Annotated in this window: 16 protein-coding genes; 12 read left to right on the top strand and 4 right to left on the bottom strand. The window is 56.2% G+C overall.

The genetic code is table 11. From position 1 onward, the window contains the following. Positions 1-45 precede the first annotated feature (45 nt). The 3 genes from VPX56_RS18025 to queF all read right to left on the bottom strand — a co-directional run bounded on the left by VPX56_RS18025 (position 46) and on the right by queF (position 4,170). On the bottom strand, positions 46-1,335 hold the full coding sequence (locus VPX56_RS18025) for an HAAAP family serine/threonine permease (protein WP_131633684.1): 1,290 nt from the start codon (positions 1,333-1,335) through the stop codon (positions 46-48). 511 nt (positions 1,336-1,846) lie between these two features. Beyond that, positions 1,847-3,211, bottom strand: a complete 1,365-nt coding sequence (gene ppnN, locus VPX56_RS18020) for a nucleotide 5'-monophosphate nucleosidase PpnN (RefSeq protein ID WP_263610325.1) — start codon at positions 3,209-3,211, stop codon at positions 1,847-1,849. 116 nt (positions 3,212-3,327) lie between these two features. Then, positions 3,328-4,170 carry an NADPH-dependent 7-cyano-7-deazaguanine reductase QueF gene (queF, locus tag VPX56_RS18015; RefSeq protein WP_131633686.1) on the bottom strand — a complete coding sequence of 281 codons (843 nt, stop codon included), beginning with the start codon at positions 4,168-4,170 and terminating at the stop codon, positions 3,328-3,330. 69 nt (positions 4,171-4,239) lie between these two features. On the opposite strand from queF, the gene syd reads away from it, so the two are divergent. From syd to VPX56_RS17975, 8 genes are all read left to right on the top strand, one after another. Beyond that, on the top strand, positions 4,240-4,785 hold the full coding sequence (gene syd, locus VPX56_RS18010) for a SecY-interacting protein (RefSeq protein ID WP_263610324.1): 546 nt from the start codon (positions 4,240-4,242) through the stop codon (positions 4,783-4,785). A 632-nt stretch (positions 4,786-5,417) separates the two neighbouring features. Further along, positions 5,418-5,747 (top strand): YqcC family protein, encoded by a 330-nt coding sequence (locus VPX56_RS18005; protein WP_131633689.1) that lies wholly within the window; start codon positions 5,418-5,420, stop codon positions 5,745-5,747. Beyond that, on the top strand, positions 5,744-6,529 hold the full coding sequence (truC, locus tag VPX56_RS18000) for a tRNA pseudouridine(65) synthase TruC (RefSeq protein WP_263610323.1): 786 nt from the start codon (positions 5,744-5,746) through the stop codon (positions 6,527-6,529). The genes VPX56_RS18005 and truC overlap by 4 nt, the downstream gene beginning before the upstream one ends. A gap of 15 nt (positions 6,530-6,544) precedes the next feature. Continuing rightward, positions 6,545-6,994, top strand: a complete 450-nt coding sequence (locus VPX56_RS17995) for a flavodoxin (protein WP_131633691.1) — start codon at positions 6,545-6,547, stop codon at positions 6,992-6,994. A gap of 328 nt (positions 6,995-7,322) precedes the next feature. Then, complete coding sequence (gudP, locus tag VPX56_RS17990; RefSeq protein WP_131633692.1) at positions 7,323-8,678, top strand: galactarate/glucarate/glycerate transporter GudP; 1,356 nt, start codon at positions 7,323-7,325, stop codon at positions 8,676-8,678. Continuing rightward, positions 8,678-10,018 (top strand): enolase C-terminal domain-like protein, encoded by a 1,341-nt coding sequence (locus VPX56_RS17985; protein ID WP_326472103.1) that lies wholly within the window; start codon positions 8,678-8,680, stop codon positions 10,016-10,018. The genes gudP and VPX56_RS17985 overlap by 1 nt, the downstream gene beginning before the upstream one ends. Positions 10,019-10,033: 15 nt before the next feature. After that, positions 10,034-11,371: a glucarate dehydratase gene (gene gudD, locus VPX56_RS17980; protein ID WP_326468083.1), complete on the top strand. Its 1,338-nt coding sequence runs from the start codon at positions 10,034-10,036 to the stop codon at positions 11,369-11,371. Between the two features lie 77 nt (positions 11,372-11,448). Beyond that, positions 11,449-12,588 carry a glycerate kinase gene (locus tag VPX56_RS17975; RefSeq protein WP_326468081.1) on the top strand — a complete coding sequence of 380 codons (1,140 nt, stop codon included), beginning with the start codon at positions 11,449-11,451 and terminating at the stop codon, positions 12,586-12,588. Between the two features lie 117 nt (positions 12,589-12,705). Here the strand turns inward: VPX56_RS17975 and barA are convergent, their stop codons facing one another. After that, positions 12,706-15,465, bottom strand: a complete 2,760-nt coding sequence (gene barA, locus VPX56_RS17970) for a two-component sensor histidine kinase BarA (RefSeq protein WP_326468079.1) — start codon at positions 15,463-15,465, stop codon at positions 12,706-12,708. A gap of 57 nt (positions 15,466-15,522) precedes the next feature. Here barA and rlmD point away from each other — a divergent pair, with 57 nt between their 5' ends. The 4 genes from rlmD to pyrG all read left to right on the top strand — a co-directional run bounded on the left by rlmD (position 15,523) and on the right by pyrG (position 21,826). Further along, entirely contained in the window at positions 15,523-16,821 is a 1,299-nt protein-coding gene (gene rlmD / locus VPX56_RS17965) for a 23S rRNA (uracil(1939)-C(5))-methyltransferase RlmD (RefSeq protein ID WP_326468077.1), read from the top strand. Between the two features lie 51 nt (positions 16,822-16,872). Then, positions 16,873-19,104: a GTP diphosphokinase gene (relA, locus tag VPX56_RS17960; protein ID WP_131633697.1), complete on the top strand. Its 2,232-nt coding sequence runs from the start codon at positions 16,873-16,875 to the stop codon at positions 19,102-19,104. Positions 19,105-19,173: 69 nt separating this feature from the next. Beyond that, positions 19,174-19,965, top strand: coding sequence for a nucleoside triphosphate pyrophosphohydrolase (gene mazG / locus VPX56_RS17955; RefSeq protein ID WP_326468073.1), 792 nt, complete (start codon positions 19,174-19,176; stop codon positions 19,963-19,965). Between the two features lie 223 nt (positions 19,966-20,188). Further along, complete coding sequence (gene pyrG, locus VPX56_RS17950) at positions 20,189-21,826, top strand: glutamine hydrolyzing CTP synthase (protein ID WP_131633699.1); 1,638 nt, start codon at positions 20,189-20,191, stop codon at positions 21,824-21,826. Positions 21,827-21,874: the final 48 nt, after the last annotated feature.

Below are 21,874 nucleotides of genomic sequence, written 5' to 3'. Positions count from 1 at the left end.
AGTCAGAGGGGAGGAGTGCGCCGCCCGAGAGCGGCGCAGGAGGTATTAGCTGAACAGCGAGTAGAAAATAGCGGAGATGGCAATCAGGCCCATAATCACAACGAAAACGTTGCTGATATGGCCGCTGTATTTACGCATCGCAGGCACTTTCTGAATCGCGTACATCGGCATCAGGAACAGAATCATCGCGATAACCGGGCCGCCCAGGGTTTCAATCATGCCCAGGATGCTTGGGTTCAGGGTCGCTACCGCCCAGGTGGTGAGCAGCATGAACAGCGCAGTGATTTTGTTCAGCTTGTTGATTTCAATGCTCTTACCTTTACCGCGCAGAGATTTAATCACCATACCGTTGAAGCCTTCACGTGCGCCCAGGTAGTGGCCCAGGAAGGATTTGGTGATAGCGATAATCGCGATGATCGGTGCCATCCACGCAATCAGCGGTGCGTTAAAGTGGTTTGCCAGGTAAGACAGGATAGAGATGTTCTGCTCTTTCGCCGCCGCCAGATCCGCAGGGGAGAGGCTCAGCACGCAGCTGAAGACGAAGAACATCACGGTCAGAACCATCATCACGTGAGCGCGCGCCAGAATGCTGGAGCACTTCTTCTCTGCACCGTTGCCGTACTCTTCACGCTTCGCAACCGCGAAGGAGGAGATGATTGGCGAGTGGTTGAAGGAGAACACCATTACCGGAATGGCCAGCCACAGCGTCAGCAGCAGGCCGTTACCGGTCGCGGATGCGCTGCTCATGGACAGGGTTTCCAGCGCCGCACCGTTCCACTGTGGGATCAGGTAGCAGGCCAGGACCATCAGGGCGGCAACAAACGGGAACACCAGAATGCTCATCGCTTTAACGATCATCTGCTCGCCGAAGCGCACGATGGTCATCATGCCGACGATCAGGATCAGAGACAGAATGGCGCGCGGTGGCGGCGTCATCTGCAGCTGGTGCGTCATGAAGCTTTCAACGGTGTTGGTGATGGCGACGCTGTAAACCAGCAGAATCGGGTAAATGGCGAAGAAGTAGAGCAGGGTAATCAGTTTACCTGCGCCGATGCCGAAGTGCTCTTCAACCACTTCCGTAATGTCTTCGCCCGGATTTTTACCGGACAGCACGAAGCGGGTCAGGCCGCGGTGTGCAAAGAAGGTCATCGGGAAAGCGATGATCGCCATGATGATCAGCGGGATCAGACCGCCGACGCCTGCGTTGATAGGAAGGAACAGTACACCAGCGCCGATTGCCGTGCCGTAAAGGCCAAGCATCCACATGGTATCCGTTTTGCGCCAACCGCTTCGGGAATCAATCGAAGCAACGGTGCTGGTTTGAGTGGTTTCCATCTGTATCTCCTGGAGGAAGCAAATTGTCAGGTTTCTAGTCAAATCCGATGAAAAAGTGCCTGACGGTAATATGAAATTCGTTCAGTGACGGTTTTTTAATAATTTTCGCCCGTAACTATTGGCGGGCGGAAAGATACATTCAAGTTATGAATCCTTCAGTGATCCTGATCCCAAATGCAATAATCCACTCTCTATGTGGGCATGTTTAGACCATTTATCTGTTAAAAAAACATCAAAGAGAATTTACGGGCGCGAAGGCTACCATTAACGACATGTAGCCTGAAAGACTGGGCCGTAAGTTAGGAGACTTACGCTGTAAAGAAATGGCTTTATAGGATTTTGTGGCAGGTAATTTTGATTAAGGCTGATAATTTACGGTTTGTCATTCCAGGTAATCGTTTGCGTTGGGGATGGATTAGTAAATGACATAGAAGATGCTAATGAATTGCATCAGTAATAAAAAAGCCGGAACGCGTTGGACGCGATCCGGCTTCAACAGAGGAGAAAAGCGTTATTTGATGATTTCGTAGCAAGGGATGTAGGCCGAACCCGGCAGCTTCATGCGGTGCTGAGCGACAAAGCCCTGCAGCATGTCATCCATGCGGCGCATCATCTCCGGGTCGCCGTGGATCTTATACGGCCCAAACTCTTCTATGGCGCGGATACCGACCTCTTTCACGTTACCCGCCACGATGCCGGAGAAGGCGCGACGCAGGTCGGCAGCCAGCACTTCCACAGGCTGGTCGGGATACAGTTTCAGGTTCGCCATATTCTCATGCGATGGCTCAAACGGGATCTGCAGATCCGGCGCGATGCGGATCGACCAGTTAAAGCTGTAGGCATCGCCGGTATCGCGACGGTTCTCTTTCACCAGCGGCATCGCTTTTTTCATCTGGCGGGCCACTTCCGCGGCATCGTCAATGATGATGCGATAGTGACGACGCGCATCTTCACCAAGGGTGTGCACGATAAATTCGTCCAGCACGCGGAAGTAGTCGGCGCTCTCTTTCGGCCCGGTCAGGATCAGCGGCAGGACCTGGTTTTTGTTTGCCGGGTTCATCAAAATACCCAGCAGGTAAAGCAGCTCTTCTGCCGTGCCTACGCCGCCCGGGAAGATGATAATGCCGTGGGCGATACGGACAAACGCTTCAAGGCGTTTCTCGATATCCGGCATGATGATCAGTTCATTCACCAGCGGGTTAGGCGGTTCAGCCGCAATAATGGACGGTTCGGTCATGCCGATGAAACGCCCTTCTTTATAGCGCTGCTGGGCATGACCCACCGCCGCCCCTTTCATTGGCGCTTCCATCGCACCCGGGCCACAGCCGGTGCAGATGTTAAGCTCGCGCAGGCCAAGCTGGGTGCCTACCCGGCGGGCATACAGGTATTCGGTTTCGTTAATGGAGTGCCCGCCCCAGCAGACAACCATATTCGGCGCTTCGCCCACGTGCAGGGCACGGGCGTTGCGCAGAATAGAGAATACAAGGTTTGTAATATGGACGGAGCTTTCCAGGTCGAGGTGCTGGAAGCGCCCGGCATTGTGGATCTGTCCGTTCACGAACAGAATGTCGCGCAGCACGGCAAACAGGTTGGCCTGCAGAGAGCGAATAATGCGACCGTCGACAAAGGCCTCTTCCGGCGGGTTGATGACCTCAAGCTTCACGCCGCGCTCGCGGCGCAGCACGTTGATATCAAAGCTTTCGAAGCGGGACAGCAGCTCTTTACTGTTGTCGGTCAGGCTTCCGGAGTTCAGTACGGCAAGTGAACAGTTACGAAACAGTTGATAAAGGTCGCTACTGGCCGTGCGTTTAAGCATGTCCACTTCCAGCTGCGACAACATATCCATTGAGCCAAGCGGGCTAATATGTGTAATCAAGTGAGCTCCTTACGGGACGATTATCGTCTTTCCCTGTTGATTACAATAGCCCTGGCTTATGACGTTTCACAACACCCGGCGCGGAATACCGGCCGCATATTATGAAAATATTTATATTACTGCCGGACTAGCCGCCCGGTGGCAGGCACAAAATCGGTATTGGTACGCCACGGGTTGATGTCCAGACCGCCGCGGCGGGTGTAGCGCGCGTAAACGCTCAGCTTTTCAGGCTGGCAGAAGCGCATGATGTCGTTAAAAATGCGCTCCACGCACTGCTCGTGGAATTCGTTGTGATGGCGGAACGACACCAGATAGCGCAGCAGCTTTTCCCGATCGATTTTCGGGCCGCGGTACTGGATCTGCACCGAGCCCCAGTCCGGCTGATGGGTAATCAGGCAGTTGGACTTCAGCAGATGGCTGACCAGCGTCTCTTCAACAACCTTGCCGCTTGCCGCGTTTTCGAGGTAGTCGGTACTGAACTCGTAGCTTTCAACTTCAATGTCCTGATCGTCAATGCAGGCGCCGCTGAAGTGGGCGATGGGTTGCCCTTCCAGCTCGTGCAGGCGGTACAGCGAAACCGCTACGTCGCCCTGGGCGCAGGCGCGTAAATCCCGTTCCAGCGTGCGCTGTACGTCGTCCCAGCTGTCGAATTTGGTCTGGTTAAAGCTATTGAGATAGAGCTTGAAGCTTTTCGACTCGACCAGGTTAACGCTGGCGTAATCCAGCTCCACATGACCGACGGCCACCTGCGGCAGGCCGCGAGCGTTAAGCCAGGACAGCTCGTATAGCGTCCAGATATCGCCGCCCACAAACGGCAGCGCGTCGGCGTGCAGGCCTAGCGGATCGCGGTTCAGGCTGCGCGGCACGCCCTGCAGCAGGCTTGCATCGTAGGTGTCGCGGTAGTCGGTCGATTTGCCCAGCGTTAAGCCGGTTAACGCCTGATGATTTTCGTAAGACATGTTTCATAGCCACTTTACAGGTACACTTATGGGCTGAGTTTATCCTGTCTTACAAGAAGAGAGAAATCGGTGGATATCGAAACTGCAAATGCCCTTACGACCTTCACGACCCGCTACTGCGACGCATGGCATGAAAAGCAGGGTACGTGGCCGCAAAGCGCCGATCTTTATGGTGTGCCATCGCCATGCATTATCTCAACCCTTGAGGACAGCGTACTCTGGCAGCCCAAACCCTTCACGGGTGAGCAGAATGTAAATGCGGTTGAACGCGCAATGGACCTTGTGGTACAACCAGCGGTTCATGCGTTTTATACCACGCAGCTAGCGGGGGATATGGCCGCGCGCTTTGCCGACATATCGCTGACGCTGTTGCAGACCTGGAGTGAAGACGACCTCCAGCGCGTTCAGGAAAACCTGATTGGCCATCTGGTCACGCAAAAACGCCTTAAGCTTTCTCCGACGCTCTTTATCGCTACCCTGGACAGCGAGCTGGATATTATTTCCGTCTGCAACCTGTCCGGAGACGTCGTTAAAGAGACGCTCGGCACCCGCAAACGCGACGTACTCGCCCCTTCACTTGCGGATTTCCTTAGCCAGCTTGAGCCCCTTCTGTAATCCATGATGCTACTGCGTGTGTAAGAGATCTCTTACAAGGTTTGTGAGACATCGCTTAAACATTCAGGATTGTCTCATCGGATTCATATCATTATTGCCCTATTTTTCATTTGCTTATGGGGTTTTTGTGACTTTGTAGATGATGCGCTACTGCATACAGCGCTTACAGAGTGGGTTGTAAGACGAAGCGGAATAGCGGATTCTATCTCTGTCGACAGGATGCCGACACGAGAGACGAACATCAGGATGATGGCGTTTCTTACAAAGGACTCGTCAGGATGGCGCTGCAGGAAGGCTTCAGGATGAAGCAAAGTGGATATCGCAGGATGCGTAAGGGACACCTCCAGGAAGGAGAACGAGAGCCGGTCAGGATGGTCGGTGGGTCAGGATGGCCAGGACGTTTCAGGATGAGACAAACACGTCAGGAAGATGTGTGCAGGATGCAAAAGGTTGACGGATGACCAGGCCTTCGGGCATCAGGAAAAGTTGTCACGGACGAGCAGGGAGCACGAATTGTAGCTGGAATGCTGCGAAACGAACCGGGAGCACTGTTTTTACAGTGCTCCCTTTTTTTATTTCTACCTTCTGCAATGCTATGCTGCGCGCCGTTCATTTTTTCAGTTGAGGTTCCCATGACGCAACACGATAGCGTTCGTGCTCAGTTGCACGCCATCGAGGCACGCCTGCGCCAACATCAGCTGTGGCAGGAAACTGCGCCGCAGCCAGAGGCGTTTGCAAGCACTCAGCCCTTCTGCCTGGATACGCTGGAGCCGTTTGAGTGGCTGCAGTGGGTATTGATTCCGCGCATGCACGCGCTGCTGGATGGAGGTCATCCTCTCCCGCAGGATTTTGCGGTTTCTCCTTATTATGAAATGGCGCTCGATGCATCGCATCCGGCGCGCCCGGTCATGCTGCCTGAACTGGAACGCCTGGATGCGCTGTTTGCCGGTGATAATGCATGACGCTTGAGATCCTCTATCAGGACGAGTGGCTGGTGGCGGTGAATAAACCGTCGGGCTGGCTGGTACACCGCAGCTGGCTGGACCGCGACGAGAAGGTCGTGGTAATGCAGACCGTACGCGACCAGATTGGTCAGCATGTCTTTACCGCCCATCGTCTGGACAGACCAACCTCCGGCGTCCTGCTGATGGGGTTGTCCAGCGAAGCTGGGCGTTTGTTGTCTCAGCAGTTTGAACAGCACCAGATGCAAAAGCGCTACCACGCGATTGTGCGCGGCTGGCTGACGGATGCCGCCACGCTGGATTATCCGCTGGTGGAAGAGCTGGACAAAATTGCCGATAAATTCGCCCGTGATGACAAAGGCCCACAGCCGGCCGTGACGGATTACCGCGGGATGGCGACCGCGGAAATGCCCGTCGCCACCGGCAAATTCCCCACCACGCGCTACAGCCTGGTTGAGCTTTTGCCTAAAACCGGGCGCAAGCACCAGCTACGCCGCCACCTTGCGCACCTGCGTCACCCGATAATCGGCGACAGCAAGCACGGCGATCTTCGCCAGAACCGCAGCGCGGCGGAACATTTTGGCTGTCATCGTCTGATGCTGCACGCAAGTGAGCTAAGCCTGACGCACCCGTTCACCGGCGAGCCGTTGACTATCCGCGCGGGGCTGGATGACGTCTGGATGCAGGCGCTGTCACAGTTTGGCTGGCTTGGACAACTCCCCGAAAATGAAAGGGTTGAGTTTGTCCCGGGCAACGTTCAGGATGAACAGCAGACGCAATAATGACGGGAGCAAAGCATGGCTGAAGTAGGCATTTTTGTCGGCACGATGTACGGCAATTCGCTGCTGGTGGCGGAAGAGGCAGAGGCAATCCTCGCGAACCAGGGCCATAAGGCCACGGTGTATGAAGATCCGGAACTGGCCGACTGGGAAAAATACAAAGATAAATACATCCTGGTGGTGACCTCCACGACCGGACAGGGCGACCTGCCGGACAGCATCGTGCCGCTGTTCCAGGGCATTAAAGACCAGCTTGGCTACCAGCCTGACGTTCACTACGGCATCATTGCCCTGGGCGACAGCTCTTACGCCAATTTCTGCGGCGGCGGCAAGCAGTTCGATGCGCTCCTGCAGGAGCAGAGCGCCCAGCGCGTCGGCGAAATGCTGCTGATTGACGCGGGCGAACACCCGGAACCAGAAAGCGAATCCAACCCGTGGGTTGAGCACTGGGCAACGCTGCTTAACTAGTTTTGTAGTTTGTACGCCGGGTCAGGCGAAGCCGCCACCCGGCAACAAAGCCGCACGAAAACCTCAATTCCGTGAACCATCTTCCACTGCTTTGGGCTTATGCCCCAAACCGCGTCTCACTCCCCCTTCAATGTTGTGTCGATGCACGGTGAGGAAGAGCGCCACTCCTTCATATACTTTTCCCGTCAGTTACCCAATAAGGCAGCGCTTCACCATAAAACGGCCTTCAGCCGTACCAAAACTGCCGAACACTTATCTCTCATTCTGATTACCCTACAGGTGCTGTACAGAATGAACCAGGCGAAAGCTATGATTCAGGAGTGCAACTATGAGTACATTAAGCCAGGCGGCGAGCAGCGCAGAGAAGCGCACTAACGCTCGCTACTGGATCGTGGTGATGCTGTTTATCGTCACGTCCTTCAACTACGGTGACCGCGCCACGCTGTCGATTGCCGGATCTGAGATGGCAAAAGATATCGGGCTTGATCCGGTCGGCATGGGTTACGTTTTCTCAGCGTTTTCGTGGGCCTATGTCATTGGGCAAATTCCCGGCGGCTGGCTGCTTGACCGCTTCGGCTCCAAACGCGTCTATTTCTGGTCCATCTTTATCTGGTCGATGTTCACCCTGCTGCAGGGCTTCGTTGATATCTTCAGCGGCTTCGGCATTATCATTGCGCTCTTTACCCTGCGCTTCCTGGTGGGCTTAGCCGAAGCGCCGTCCTTCCCCGGCAACAGCCGCATTGTGGCAGCCTGGTTCCCGGCGCAGGAGAGGGGAACGGCGGTGGCGATTTTTAACTCCGCACAGTACTTCGCAACGGTCATCTTTGCGCCAATCATGGGCTGGCTGACGCACGAGGTGGGTTGGTCGCACGTCTTCTTCTTCATGGGCGGGCTTGGGATCGTCATCAGCTTTATCTGGCTGAAGGTGATTCACGAGCCGAACCAGCACCCGGGCGTGAACAAAAAAGAGCTGGAGTACATTGCCGAGGGCGGGGCGCTGATCAACATGGATCAGAAATCCGAAAAAGCAAAAGTGCCGTTCAGCCAGAAATGGGCGCAGATCAAACAGCTCGTCGGCTCGCGCATGATGATCGGTATTTATCTGGGCCAGTACTGTATCAACGCCTTAACCTACTTCTTCATTACCTGGTTCCCGGTTTACCTGGTGCAGGCGCGCGGCATGTCGATTCTTAAAGCGGGGTTTGTCGCCTCGATCCCGGCTATCTGCGGCTTTGTGGGCGGGGTACTCGGCGGTGTGATTTCCGACTGGCTGATGCGCCGTACCGGTTCCCTGAATATCGCGCGTAAAACGCCGATTGTGCTCGGTATGCTGCTCTCCATGACCATGGTGTTCTGTAACTACGTCAGCGCGGAATGGATGATCATCGGCTTTATGGCGATGGCTTTCTTCGGCAAAGGCATAGGCGCGCTGGGCTGGGCGGTGATGGCGGATACGGCGCCAAAAGAGATCAGCGGCCTGAGCGGCGGCCTGTTCAATATGTTTGGCAACATCTCCGGGATTGTTACGCCAATCGCCATCGGCTACATCGTAGGTACGACGGGCTCCTTCAACGGCGCGCTGATCTACGTGGGGGTTCATGCCCTGGTGGCGGTGCTGAGTTACCTGGTACTGGTGGGCGATATTAAACGCGTCGAGCTTAAACCTGTTGCGGAGCGTGGATGATGACAACGCAATCAAGCCCAATCGTGACTGATATGAAGGTCATTCCGGTAGCCGGTCAGGACAGCATGCTGCTCAACATTGGCGGCGCGCACAACGCCTGGTTTACCCGCAATATTGTGGTGCTCACCGACAGCGCAGGAAATACCGGCGTGGGCGAAGCGCCGGGCGGGGAGGTGATTTACCAGACGCTGGTGGAGGCCATTCCGCAGGTGGTCGGGCAGGAAGTCGCCCGCCTGAACAAAGTGGTTCAGCGGGTGCATAAAGGCAATCAATCGGCAGATTTTGACACCTTCGGGAAAGGTGCCTGGACCTTTGAGCTGCGCGTGAATGCGGTTGCCGCGCTGGAGGCCGCGCTGTTGGATTTACTCGGCAAAGCGCTGAACGTGCCGGTCTGCGAACTGCTGGGGCCGGGCAAACAGCGCGATGCGGTGACGGTTCTCGGTTATCTTTTCTATGTGGGCGATCGCAATAAAACCGACCTGCCGTATCTGGAACGCTCCCCGGGCAACCATGAATGGTATCACCTGCGCCATCAGGAAGCGCTCTCCAGCGAGGCGGTAGTTCGCCTGGCGGAAGCCGCGCAGGACCGCTACGGCTTTAAAGATTTTAAGCTTAAGGGCGGCGTGCTCCCCGGCGAGCAGGAGATTGAAAGCGCGCGTGCGCTGAAAAAACGCTTCCCGGACGCGCGGATCACCGTCGATCCCAACGGCGCGTGGCTGCTGGATGAAGCGATCGACCTTTGCAAAGGTCTGGGGGACGTGCTGACCTACGCTGAAGATCCCTGTGGTGCCGAGCAGGGCTTCTCAGGCCGCGAGGTGATGGCGGAGTTCCGCCGGGCAACCGGCCTGCCGGTCGCCACCAACATGATCGCCACCAACTGGCGCGAAATGGGTCATGCGGTCATGCTCAATTCGGTGGACATTCCGCTGGCAGACCCGCATTTCTGGACGCTTTCAGGCGCGGTGCGCGTGGCGCAGCTCTGCGACGACTGGGGTCTGACCTGGGGATGTCACTCTAACAACCATTTCGATATCTCGCTGGCGATGTTTACCCACGTTGGCGCGGCGGCACCGGGTAATCCGACCGCCATCGACACCCACTGGATTTGGCAGGAGGGGGAAGCCCGCCTGACTCAAAACCCGCTGGAGATCAAAAACGGCAAAATTGCCGTACCGGATGCGCCGGGGCTGGGCGTGGAGCTTGACTGGGATCAGATCCACAAAGCGCACGAGGCGTATAAAAAGCTGCCGGGCGGCGCGCGTAACGACGCAGGCCCGATGCAGTACCTTATCCCCGGCTGGACATTTGACCGTAAGCGCCCTGTTTTTGGACGTCACTGATAAAAGGATTGAACCATGAACACATTTACTACCCCTGTCGTCACTTCCATGCAGATCGTTCCGGTTGCGGGCCATGACAGCATGCTGATGAACCTGAGCGGCGCGCACGCGCCATTCTTTACCCGCAATATTGTGATTATCAAAGACAATTCCGGGCATACCGGCGTGGGTGAAATCCCGGGCGGCGAGAAGATCCGCAAAACGCTGGAAGAGGCTACTCCGCTGGTTGTAGGCAAAACGCTGGGTGAATATAAAAACATCCTGAATACCGTGCGCAGTAATTTTGCCGACCGTGATGCGGGCGGGCGCGGGCTGCAAACGTTCGACCTGCGCACCACTATCCATGTGGTGACCGGTATTGAAGCCGCGATGCTGGATCTGTTAGGCCAGCATCTGGGCGTAAACGTTGCCTCCCTGTTGGGCGACGGCCAGCAGCGCAGCGAAGTGGAAATGCTGGGCTACCTGTTCTTTGTCGGCAACCGCAAGCTGACGCCGCTGCCGTACCAGAGCCAGCCGGACGAAAAATGCGACTGGTATCGTATTCGTCACGATGAGGCCATGACACCGGATGCGGTGGTACGCCTGGCAGAAGCGGCTTACGAAAAATATGGCTTCAATGATTTCAAGCTGAAAGGCGGCGTGCTGGCCGGAGAAGAAGAGGCGGAAGCCATTACCGCGCTGGCAAAACGCTTCCCGCAGGCGCGCGTGACGCTGGATCCTAACGGCGCATGGTCGCTTGATGAAGCGATTAAAATCGGTAAGCAGCTTAAAGGCGTGCTGGCCTACGCGGAAGATCCGTGCGGCGCTGAGCAGGGTTTCTCAGGCCGCGAGGTGATGGCGGAGTTCCGTCGGGCGACCGGTTTGCCAACGGCTACCAATATGATCGCTACCGACTGGCGTCAGATGGGGCATACCTTGTCCTTGCAGTCTGTCGATATTCCGCTGGCGGACCCGCACTTCTGGACGATGCAGGGATCGGTTCGCGTGGCGCAGATGTGCCATGAATTCGGCCTGACCTGGGGTTCGCACTCCAACAACCACTTCGATGTCTCTCTGGCAATGTTTACCCACGTGGCGGCGGCGGCCCCCGGCAAGATTACCGCTATCGATACCCACTGGATTTGGCAGGAAGGCAACCAGCGCCTGACGAAAGCGCCGTTTGAAATCAAAGGCGGCATGGTGCAGGTTCCTTCTACGCCGGGTCTGGGCGTTGAGCTGGATATGGACCAGGTGATGAAGGCCCACGAGCTGTATCAGAAACACGGCCTCGGCGCGCGTGACGATGCGCTGGCGATGCAGCATTTGATCCCTGACTGGACATTCGACAATAAACGTCCGTGCATGGTACGATAAACGCATTGGGACCGCTCCCACGAGCGGTCATTTACGTGGTGTATGCTTAACGTAATTAACATGCGTAAGGATGGCTTATGAAAATTGTTATCGCGCCGGACTCGTACAAGGAAAGCCTGAGCGCGCTTGAGGTCGCGACGGCGATAGAGAACGGTTTTCGCGAAATTTTCCCGACGGCGGAATACGTCAAACTTCCGGTAGCGGACGGCGGTGAGGGGACGGTAGAGGCGATGGTTGCAGCCACGGCAGGGCGGATTGTCCCTGTGCCGGTTACCGGCCCGCTGGGCGAGCGTGTGGAAGGATTTTTCGGGCTTTCCGGCGATGAGCAGAGCGCCTTTATCGAGATGGCCGCGGCGAGTGGTCTTGAGCTGGTCGCGCCCGCGCAGCGTAATCCACTGAAAACCACCTCCTGGGGCACCGGTGAGCTGATCCGCCATGCGCTGGATGCGGGCGTTAAGCATATTATTATCGGTATCGGCGGCAGCGCGACGAACGACGGCGGTGCAGGCATGGTGCAGGCGCTGGGCGCAAAGCTGCTGGACGCTAAAAAGCAGCCTGTTGCGCAGGGCGGCGGCGAACTGGCGCGTATCGAGCATATCGATCTCAGCGGTCTGGACAAGCGTCTGGCAGACTGCCGAATTGAAGTGGCCTGTGACGTCACCAACCCGTTAATCGGTGAAGACGGTGCTTCTGCCGTGTTTGGCCCACAGAAGGGGGCGACGCCGGAGATGATTGTTACCCTGGACCACGCGCTGGCGCATTACGCGCAGGTTATTGCCCGGGATCTGGATATTGACGTTGTTAATCTCGATGGCGGCGGTGCGGCGGGCGGAATGGGCGCTGCGCTGTATGCCTTCTGCGGCGCGCAGCTGCGTCAGGGAATCGAGATCGTCACCGACGCGCTGCATCTGGCCGAACAGGTTGCAGACGCTGATTTAGTCATTACGGGTGAAGGGCGCATCGACAGCCAGACCATTCACGGTAAAGTGCCGGTCGGCGTGGCGAAAGTGGCTAAACGCTACAACAAACCGGTTATCGGAATTGCGGGTAGCCTGACGGCGGATGTGGGCGTGGTGCATAATCACGGTATCGACGCCGTGTTCAGCGTGCTCTATACCATTTGCTCGCTGGAAGACGCGCTGGAAAACGCCAGCAAGAATGTGCAAATGGCCGCGAGGAATATTGCTGCGGTGTTGAAGGTGGGGCAGACAGGGTAGCTTCCCCTCACCCCGCCCTCTCCCCTAAGGGCGAGGGAGAAAAAATCGCACAGTTCTATCCCCTCTCCCTTTTGGGGAGAGGGTTAGGGTGAGGGGTAGCGCCACCGGGCGTTTGCCTCAGTTCCCCAGCACCTTCATCGCTTCCCGCGTCACATTATCCATCTCATCCAGAAGCTCCAGAAACTCAGGTTCAAGATCGGACTCTGGCGTTCCGGCACGCAGCTGCTGTTCCAGCAGCTGGCAGAGATTTTTTAGTCGGGGCACGCCGCTATAGCCGCAGCTGCCGTGCAGCTTATGGATAGCTTCCATCAAACCTTCAGGATTTTCACCTACCAGCTGCTCTTCAACCTTATTGCGGATCTCCGGCAGGAACGCGACCAGCATTTGCAGCATGTCGCGGGCTAAATCGGCTTTCCCCGCCGCCTGGCGAAGCGCAAGCTGCCAGTCAAAAGTGGCGTTTGGATTAACGTTGATCTCGGCGGATTCGCTCGTGAAGATATAGGTTCCGCCTATATGCCCCGGCTTATAGCGTATCAGGAGGTTGTGCAGTTTCTCTTCGTCGATGGGTTTTGCCAGGTAATCATTCATCCCGGCACTCAGCAGCTTCTCTTTTTGACCGGCCATCGCGTGCGCGGTCACGGCAATCACCGGGGTTTGCTGCTGGTGAGGGAGCTGGCGGATCAGCTCGCAGGCGCGAATACCATCCATGCCCGGCATCTGAATATCCATCAGAATCAAATCGAACTGCATCTGTTTCGCCCGTTCAACCGCCTGGGAGCCGCTGGTGCACAGTTCGACGTGCTGAACCTGATCCTCCAGCAGCACGCCGATGAGCTTCAGGTTGGCCGGATTATCATCCACCGCCATGACGCTCATCGGCAGTTTTTGCTCGTTATTAACCAGCGGCAGGGCGTGCTGGCTCAGGCGGCAGTATTCCGTCAGCGCAGGCAGCAGGCGAGTGGCGGTAAGCGGTTTAAGCAAACAGGCTGCCGCGCCGTCATTTTTCAACTCTTCCGCATTGATTTGCGCATGGCACGGCAGCGCCAGCAGCAGATAATCCGTCATGGACGCAGCCTTCGCCAGACGCTCCTGCTGCATGGTCAGCTCCCCGGTGAAGGTGACCGGAATGCCCATCAGCAGAATATCGTAATGCTCGATGGCCAGCGCGGAGAAGGTTGGGCTGTAGATAACCTCCAGCGGCGTCGTGCTTAACACATCCAGCGTACATTGCGCCGCCGCGGCATTAGGCTCCACGTAGGCAAGCCGCATTCCCTTCAGGCAATCCGTCACCGGGCCATCGGTCAGCACGTTGGGATTAAGGTCAAGGTTGATGTGGAACCAGAACGTCGAACCACGGTTTGGCTGGCTGTGGAAGGAGATATCGCCGCCCATCTCTTTCACCAGTTTTTGCGTGATCACCAGCCCCAGCCCTGTTCCGCCGTGACGCCTTGAGATACTGGCATCCGCCTGGCGAAACGCCTGGAACAGACGCGACTGATCGCGTTCGGGGATGCCGATACCGGTATCGCGGATCTGGATCTCAACCTGCACCTTGTTGTTACTGATAGAGCGTCGTTCCACCAGGATGTCGATGTTGCCGCTTTCGGTAAACTTGATGGCATTCCCGACAAGGTTAGTGATGACCTGCTGGAGACGCAGCGGGTCGCCGATAACGTTATCCGGCACGTCGTTCTTAATGTTGAGCGTCAGCTCAAGCCCTTTATCATGAGACGAGTGTGCAAGCAGCGTGACCACTTCATCCAGCGTGCTGCGAAGCGGGAACGGAATGCTCTCCAGAATCAGCTTGCCCGCCTCCAGCTTGGAGAAGTCCAGCACGTCGTTAATGATTGCCAGCAGGTTATTGGCCGAGCGTTCAATCGTGTGAAGATGGTCGCGCTGGGTGGGATTAAGCTCGCTTTTAAGCGTCAGGCGGGTAAAGCCGATCACGCCGTTCAGCGGCGTGCGCAGCTCGTGCGACATATTCGCGAGAAATTCAGACTTAATACGCGCCGCTTCCTGGGCGCGCTTTTTCGCCAGGTCCAGCTCGACGTTCTGGATTTCCATCTGCTCAAGCGTTTCACGTAAGTCCGACGTGGCCTGATCGACGTTGTGCTGCATCTCTTCGTGATAGGCCGCCAGCGACATCGCCATCGAGTTGATGCCATTTTTCAGCATATCCAGCTCGCCCAGCATAAATCCTTCCACCCGGCTGTCGAGCTGGCCGCGGCGAATGCGGTCTACGGTGTTGACCATGTTGCGAATAGGCCCCGTCACATCGCGCATCAGTCGCCAGCCGAAGATAAGCGCAATGCCGATACAAAACAGCATCATCACGCCGGAGATAAAGATTTCTTTATACTGCTGCAGGCGTACCGACTTGAGATCCAGCTCCAGCGCCACATATCCCAGCATATTGCTGCTCGATTTGGCATCGGACTGGGCGGACTCATCGGGCGAATAGCTTTCGGAGACGATCGGCGTGCGCAGGATCATGATATCGCCCCGCCGCAGCACCGTGAGGTGGCGCGGGAACGGCGTACCCTCAGGAATTTTCAGGGACGTAGGATCAAGATGAAAATTGGAGGTGACGAACAGGCGGTTGTGTTCGTCGTAAACCGAGATTGCGCGGACGATCTCAGAATGGCGTCGATGCAGTACGCTGATGAGTTGACCAATTGATTCGCGGTTTTGCAGGTTCATTCCGTACTCGCTGGAGACGGCCAGCGGTTCAATAATGCTGGCTCCGGCATCTTCGAGCTGGCGCTGCAAATCGTTATAGCGGTGCACCACAAAGAAGATACTCAGCAGCAAACCGATAAGCACGGTGGGGGCGAGGATCAAAATCATCATGCGAGCACGCAGGCTGTAGTTGGTCATGGAGTTCCGTTATGGGACAATTAGGGTAATTATGTTTATTTGAGAACAATCTCAGCAATGGCGCAATTCTACTCTGCAAAGCGACGCGTTACGACGCGTCAGATCATAACTGTTGAAGCCACGGACCTCGACCCTTTCGGTCAGGGGGTGGCGCGTCACAATGGTAAAGCATTGTTTATCACAGGTTTGCTGCCAACGGAACGCGCAGAAATTACGCTGACGGACGATAAGCGCCAGTACGCACGCGGCCAGGTTAAGCGTCGTCTTAGCGATAGCCCTGAACGCGTAGTGCCGCAGTGCCCGCATTTTGGCGTCTGCGGCGGCTGCCAGCAACAACATGCCAGTCCACTTTTACAGCAAAAAAGCAAAAGCAGCGCGCTGTCTCGCCTGCTTAAGCATGAGGTTAATGACGTTATTGCCGATAAGCCCTGGGGCTACCGTCGCCGCGCGCGGTTGAGCCTCAGCTACCAGCCAAAAGCGGCCCGGCTTGAAATGGGGTTTCGCAAGTCCGGGTCCAGCGATATTGTCGATATCAAGCAGTGCCCCATTCTGGTGCCCCAGCTTGAGGCATTGCTCCCGGAAGTGCGCGCCTGCCTGTCGGCGTTGGAGGGATTACGCCACCTGGGGCACGTCGAACTGGTGCTGGCAAACAATGGTCCGCTGATGGTGCTGCGTCATACTGCACCGCTGTCGACAAAAGACCGCGAAAAACTGGAACGCTTTTCGCATTCTCACGAGCTGGCTCTTTTCCTCGCGCCCCAAAGCGAGATACTTGAGCAGGTAACGGGAGAAGCTCCCTGGTATGCGTCAAACGGGCTACGCTTAACGTTCAGCCCGCGGGACTTCATTCAGGTGAACGACGGCGTAAATCAGCAGATGATTGAAAAAGCGCTGGCGTGGCTGGATGTTCAGCCAGACGATCGGGTGCTCGATCTCTTTTGCGGAATGGGGAATTTCACCCTCCCTCTGGCGCAGAAAGCGGCCAGCGTGGTGGGCGTAGAAGGCGTCGAGGCGCTGGTGGCAAAAGGGCAGGAAAATGCTCTACAGAACGGCTTGCACAATGTGACATTTTTTCATCAAAACCTTGAGGAAGATGTTACTCAACAGCCGTGGGCAAAACAGGGCTTCGATAAAATACTTCTCGACCCTGCACGTGCAGGCGCACCTGGCGTAATGCAGCATATAATTAAACTCGCGCCGACGCGCGTGGTCTATGTTTCCTGTAACCCGGCAACGCTTGCCCGTGACAGCGAGGCGTTAGTCAGTGCGGGTTACCAGATTCAGCGTCTGGCAATGCTGGACATGTTCCCGCACACTGGGCATCTGGAATCGATGGTGTTGTTCGAGCACATCTAATTTGTTTGGCTTGTCGACTTCGACAGGCCCTGGTCCCTAAAGGAGAGGACGATGGTTGCGGTAAGAAGTGCACATCTTAATAAAGCTGGTGAGTTTGACCCACAAAAATGGATCGTAAGTCTGGGGATTTCCAGCCAGCAGTCGTGTGAACGCTTAACCGAAACCTGGGCCTACTGTCTGCGCACCACGCAGGGACATCCGGATGCCGAGCTGCTGCTGTGGCGCGGCATCGAAATGGTCGAAATTTTATCCATGCTCAACATGGATATCGAAACGCTGCAGGCGGCACTTCTGTTCCCGCTTGCCGACGCTAACGTTGTTACCGAAGATGTGCTGGTAGAAAGCGTGGGTAAACCCGTCGTCTCGCTCATTCACGGCGTGCGCGATATGGCCGCCATCCGCCAGCTTAAAGCCGCTCAAACCGATTCCGTCTCCTCCGAACAGGTTGATAACGTTCGCCGGATGCTGCTGGCGATGGTGGATGACTTCCGCTGCGTGGTCATCAAGCTTGCCGAGCGCGTAGCGCACCTGCGCGAAGTCAAAGATGCGCCGGAAGACGAACGCGTCCTGGCCGCCAAAGAGTGTACAAACATCTATGCGCCGCTGGCGAACCGCTTAGGCATCGGTCAGCTGAAATGGGAGCTGGAAGATTACTGCTTCCGCTACCTGCACCCTGCGGAATATAAGCGTATCGCCAAGCTCCTGCACGAGCGCCGTATCGATCGCGAACACTACATCGACGAGTTCGTCGGCGGGCTGCGCCAGTCGATGAAAGAAGAAAACGTGCGCGCCGAGGTATACGGTCGGCCAAAACACATCTACAGCATCTGGCGCAAAATGCAGAAGAAACATCTCGCGTTTGACGAGCTGTTCGACGTGCGTGCCGTGCGTATCGTTGCGGAGCGCCTGCAGGACTGCTATGCCGCGCTGGGGATAGTGCATACTCACTTCCGTCATCTGCCGGATGAGTTCGATGATTATGTTGCGAACCCGAAACCGAACGGCTACCAGTCTATTCATACCGTGGTGCTGGGGCCCGGCGGCAAAACGGTTGAGATTCAGATCCGTACCAAACAGATGCACGAAGACGCCGAGCTGGGCGTCGCCGCGCACTGGAAATACAAAGAAGGCACTTCGGGCGGGGTACGCTCCGGTCATGAAGACCGCATTGCCTGGCTGCGCAAGCTGATTGCGTGGCAGGAAGAGATGGCCGATTCCGGCGAAATGCTCGACGAAGTGCGCAGCCAGGTGTTCGATGACCGGGTATATGTCTTTACGCCGAAAGGCGACGTTGTCGACCTGCCGGCCGGCTCCACGCCCCTCGACTTTGCTTACCACATCCACAGCGACGTGGGGCACCGCTGCATCGGCGCGAAAATTAGCGGGCGCATCGTGCCGTTCACCTATCAGCTGCAGATGGGCGACCAGATTGAAATCATCACCCAGAAGCAGCCGAACCCAAGCCGCGACTGGCTTAACCCGAATCTGGGCTACGTTACCACCAGCCGCGGACGTTCTAAAATTCACGCCTGGTTCCGTAAGCAGGATCGTGACAAAAACATCCTTGCCGGACGCCAGATCCTGGACGACGAGCTGGAGCATATCGGCATAAGCCTGAAAGAAGCAGAGAAGTTCCTGCTGCCGCGCTACAACTTCAACGAGCTTGATGAGCTGCTGGCGGCGATTGGCGGCGGTGATATCCGCCTCAACCAGATGGTGAATTTCCTGCAGGCGCAGTTCAACAAGCCAAGCGCGGCGGAGCAGGACGCGGCGGCGCTGAAGCAGCTGCAGCAGAAAACCTATGCTCCCCAGCAGCGCAGCAAAGACAATGGCCGCGTGGTTGTGGAAGGGGTAGGCAATTTAATGCACCACATTGCGCGCTGCTGCCAGCCTATCCCGGGCGACGACATTGTCGGCTTTATCACTCAAGGGCGCGGGATTTCGATCCACCGTTCCGACTGCGACCAGCTCGCCGAGCTTCAGTCTCACGCGCCAGAGCGCATCGTGGAAGCCGTCTGGGGCGAGAGCTACTCTGCGGGCTACTCGCTGGTGGTGCGCGTCACTGCCAACGACCGCAGCGGCCTGCTGCGCGACATCACGACCATTCTCGCCAACGAGAAGGTTAACGTGCTGGGCGTTGCCAGCCGCAGCGACACCCGCGAGCAGCTTGCCACCATCGATATGACCATCGAAATCTACAACCTGCAGGTGCTGGGCCGCGTGCTCGGCAAGCTGAACCAGGTGCCGGACGTGATTGACGCGCGTCGTCTGCACGGCGGATAAGATTTTCCTCTTTTGTAGGCCGGGTAAGGCGCAAGCCGCCACCCGGCATTTTTTTATCAGGACAGAACCATGACTCAAATCGACCGCCTGCTCGGCATCATGAAACGCCTCCGCGACCCGGAAAACGGCTGCCCGTGGGACAAAGAGCAAACCTTCGCCACCATCGCACCCTATACGCTTGAAGAGACCTACGAAGTGCTGGACGCCATTTCACGCGAAGATTTCGACGACCTGCGCGGCGAGCTGGGCGATCTGCTTTTCCAGGTGGTGTTCTATGCGCAGATGGCGCAGGAAGAGGGGCGTTTTAACTTTGACGATATCTGTGCCGCCATCAGCGACAAGCTGGAGCGTCGCCACCCGCACATTTTTGGCGATGCCGCCGCAGGCACCAGCGCCGAGGTATTGACCCGCTGGGAGCAAATCAAGAGCGCCGAGCGCGCCGAAAAATCCCAGCACTCCGCGCTGGATGACATTCCGCTAAGCCTGCCTGCACTGATGCGCGCGCATAAAATTAAGAAACGCTGCTCTGCCGTTGGCTTTGACTGGCACTCCCTCGGCCCGGTGCTGGATAAAGTGCATGAAGAGATTGACGAAGTCATGCATGAAGCGCAGCAGGCCGTCGTGGATGAAGCAAAGCTGGAGGAGGAGATGGGCGACCTGCTGTTCGCCACCGTCAACCTTTCGCGCCATTTGGGTGTAAAAGCGGAAACCGCGCTGCAAAAAGCGAACCTCAAATTTGAACGCCGCTTCCGTGAAGTTGAGCGGATTGTGGCCTCGCGCGGCCTGGAAATGACCGGAATTGACCTCGAGGCTATGGAAGAAGTCTGGCAGGAAGTAAAACGGCAGGAATATGATCTCTAACGGAATTTTGCGAGCAAGCGCAATTTGTGTGATTTTTTAAATGACAAGCGCTTGATTTGCGTCAAAAACATTTACCCAAAAGGGGCTATTTTCTCACTCCTTATGTTTGTCATGGCCTGGATTGGAGACGGAGAATGAAAGTTTGTGGCGCTCGCCGTGTTCGGGTATACTACTTTCCCGTCCTGGTTATTCCATCGTTTCACCCTAACTTCTCAGGTTCAGCATGACAACGAACTATATTTTTGTGACCGGCGGGGTCGTATCCTCTCTGGGTAAAGGCATTGCCGCAGCCTCCCTCGCAGCCATTCTTGAAGCCCGTGGCCTCAATGTGACCATGATGAAACTGGATCCGTACATCAACGTCGATCCTGGCACCATGAGCCCAACCCAACACGGGGAAGTGTTCGTTACTGAAGACGGCGCTGAAACCGATCTGGATCTTGGCCACTACGAGCGTTTCATCCGTACCAAAATGACCCGTCGTAATAACTTCACGACTGGCCGTATCTACTCTGACGTACTGCGTAAAGAGCGCCGCGGCGACTACCTGGGCGCAACCGTACAGGTGATCCCGCACATCACTAACGCGATCAAAGAGCGTGTCCTTGCCGGTGGCGAAGGCCATGACGTTGTGCTGGTTGAAATCGGCGGTACCGTGGGTGATATCGAATCCCTGCCGTTCCTCGAAGCGATTCGCCAGCTGGCGGTAGACATTGGTCGTGAGCACGCGCTGTTCATGCACCTGACGCTGGTGCCGTACATGGCTGCTGCAGGTGAAGTGAAAACCAAACCGACCCAGCACTCTGTTAAAGAACTGCTCTCCATCGGTATTCAGCCTGACATCCTGGTTTGCCGTTCCGATCGCGCTATTCCAGCGAACGAGCGTGCGAAAATTGCATTGTTCTGTAACGTGCCGGAAAAAGCCGTTATTTCAATGAAAGATGTCGATTCAATTTATAAAATCCCGGGCCTGTTGAAATCACAGGGCCTGGACGATTATATTTGTAAACGATTCAGCTTGAACTGTCCGGAAGCTAACCTGTCTGAATGGGAACAGGTTATTTACGAAGAAGCCAATCCGGGCGGCGAAGTGACTATCGGTATGGTCGGTAAGTACATTGAACTGCCGGATGCCTATAAGTCAGTCATTGAAGCGCTGAAACACGGTGGTCTGAAGAACCGCGTCTCCGTTAACATCAAGCTGATTGATTCGCAGGATGTTGAAACGCGCGGCGTTGAAATTCTGAAAGATCTGGATGCTATCCTTATCCCTGGCGGCTTCGGCTACCGCGGTGTAGAAGGCAAGATCGCCACCGCACGCTATGCGCGTGAAAACAACATTCCATACCTCGGCATCTGCCTGGGTATGCAGGTTGCGCTAATCGAATTCGCGCGCAATGTAGCGGGTATGGAAAACGCGAACTCTACGGAATTTGTGCCAGACTGTAAGTACCCTGTAGTGGCGCTTATTACTGAATGGCGCGATGAAGACGGTAACGTCGAAGTCCGTACCGAGAAGAGCGACCTGGGTGGCACGATGCGTCTTGGCGCACAGGCCTGCCAGCTGTCTGACGATAGCGTGGTGCGTAAGCTGTATGGCGAAACAACCATCACCGAACGCCATCGTCACCGCTATGAAGTCAACAACATGTTGTTGAAACAAATTGAAGCTGCGGGTCTGCGTGTTGCGGGCCGCTCCGGGGACGATCAGTTAGTCGAGATCATTGAGGTGCCAAACCATCCGTGGTTCGTTGCCTGCCAATTCCACCCGGAATTTACTTCAACGCCGCGTGATGGGCATCCGCTGTTTGCAGGCTTTGTGAAGGCCGCCAGCGACTACCAGAAGCGTCAGGCGAAGTAAAAAAAGTTAGAACGGCAACGCGTACCTTGGGTACGCGTTGTTTGTCTG

The organism is Enterobacter wuhouensis (assembly GCF_035835995.1).
GTDB classification, from domain to species: domain Bacteria; phylum Pseudomonadota; class Gammaproteobacteria; order Enterobacterales; family Enterobacteriaceae; genus Enterobacter; species Enterobacter wuhouensis.
This window is presented reverse-complemented; position numbering and strand designations above follow the sequence as displayed.

Bases quoted from the DNA above. Each gene is read 5' to 3' on its own strand.
- VPX56_RS17975 (WP_326468081.1), top strand. From the start codon at position 11,449: ATGAAAATTGTTATCGCGCCGGACTCGTACAAGGAAAGCCTGAGCGCG.
- VPX56_RS18005 (WP_131633689.1), top strand. From the start codon at position 5,418: ATGACGCAACACGATAGCGTTCGTGCTCAGTTGCACGCCATCGAGGCA.
- barA (WP_326468079.1), bottom strand. From the start codon at position 15,465: ATGACCAACTACAGCCTGCGTGCTCGCATGATGATTTTGATCCTCGCC.
- mazG (WP_326468073.1), top strand. From the start codon at position 19,174: ATGACTCAAATCGACCGCCTGCTCGGCATCATGAAACGCCTCCGCGAC.
- gudD (WP_326468083.1), top strand. From the start codon at position 10,034: ATGAACACATTTACTACCCCTGTCGTCACTTCCATGCAGATCGTTCCG.
- truC (WP_263610323.1), top strand. From the start codon at position 5,744: ATGACGCTTGAGATCCTCTATCAGGACGAGTGGCTGGTGGCGGTGAAT.
- gudP (WP_131633692.1), top strand. From the start codon at position 7,323: ATGAGTACATTAAGCCAGGCGGCGAGCAGCGCAGAGAAGCGCACTAAC.
- relA (WP_131633697.1), top strand. From the start codon at position 16,873: ATGGTTGCGGTAAGAAGTGCACATCTTAATAAAGCTGGTGAGTTTGAC.
- pyrG (WP_131633699.1), top strand. From the start codon at position 20,189: ATGACAACGAACTATATTTTTGTGACCGGCGGGGTCGTATCCTCTCTG.
- queF (WP_131633686.1), bottom strand. From the start codon at position 4,170: ATGTCTTACGAAAATCATCAGGCGTTAACCGGCTTAACGCTGGGCAAA.
- rlmD (WP_326468077.1), top strand. From the start codon at position 15,523: ATGGCGCAATTCTACTCTGCAAAGCGACGCGTTACGACGCGTCAGATC.
- VPX56_RS18025 (WP_131633684.1), bottom strand. From the start codon at position 1,335: ATGGAAACCACTCAAACCAGCACCGTTGCTTCGATTGATTCCCGAAGC.
- VPX56_RS17995 (WP_131633691.1), top strand. From the start codon at position 6,545: ATGGCTGAAGTAGGCATTTTTGTCGGCACGATGTACGGCAATTCGCTG.
- VPX56_RS17985 (WP_326472103.1), top strand. From the start codon at position 8,678: ATGACAACGCAATCAAGCCCAATCGTGACTGATATGAAGGTCATTCCG.